The following is a 631-nucleotide window of genomic DNA, read 5'->3' as shown; positions in this document are numbered from 1 at the left end:
GTCGGCCCGTCTGATCCCTGCCGATGCTCCAACCTTGTCGCCCCAGCAGTCGGTGCATTTTCCGCACCCCGTAGACGCCGTAGTTCTCCGCATGCAGGCGGCTGATCTCGCCGCCGATCAACTGATCTGACAGGGTTCTGGCCGATGCCGGGCGGCATTTCGCCGCTCGATATCCGCGAGCGCTCACAAATCCCACCTCAGCTGCCCGCATAGTGCGGCAGACGAGCTCGACCCCGAAACGCTGCTTCATCTTGTCGATGAAGCGGATCATCTCGATGAGGGGCGGCCGAGCTCGGTGGCGAAAAACACGCTCGCCGACCGGAGGATCTCGTTCGCTTTCTCCAGCTCGACGATCTGCTTCTTCAACCGTTTGATCTCCACCTGCGCCTCCGAGGTCGTCCCCGGTGTCCGGCCGGCATTGATATCGGCACGCTTCTTCCACAATCGCAGCGTCTCAGGATTCACCCCAAGACGACCCGCGACATGGTTGGCCGCAGCGAAATCAGATGAGTGATCAGCTCGTGCTTCGGCGAGCATCCGAAGAGCACGTTCGCGAAACTCGGCCGGGTAAGGGTTCGACATAGTTCAATCCTCCAAAAGGATCAGGCGGAACGAAACCCAGGGCGATTCA

General features: G+C 60.7%; 2 protein-coding genes. Both read right to left on the bottom strand.

The genetic code is table 11. The annotated features are described in order from the left end of the window. On the bottom strand, window positions 1-271 hold a 271-nt coding region (locus VLI63_RS17665), incomplete at its 3' end, for an IS3 family transposase (RefSeq protein WP_409158163.1). Beyond that, a complete protein-coding gene (locus tag VLI63_RS17660) occupies window positions 268-582 on the bottom strand; it encodes a transposase (protein ID WP_409158162.1) in 315 nt (104 codons plus the stop codon). The genes VLI63_RS17660 and VLI63_RS17665, both read right to left, overlap by 4 nt. Between the last annotated feature and the right edge of the window lie 49 nt (window positions 583-631).

This window comes from Lacisediminihabitans sp. H27-G8 (genome assembly GCF_046156175.1).
In the GTDB taxonomy this organism is placed as follows: Bacteria; Actinomycetota; Actinomycetes; order Actinomycetales; family Microbacteriaceae; genus Lacisediminihabitans.
The sequence above is the reverse complement of the archived record's forward strand: the minus strand, read 5'-3'. Positions and strand labels throughout refer to the sequence as shown.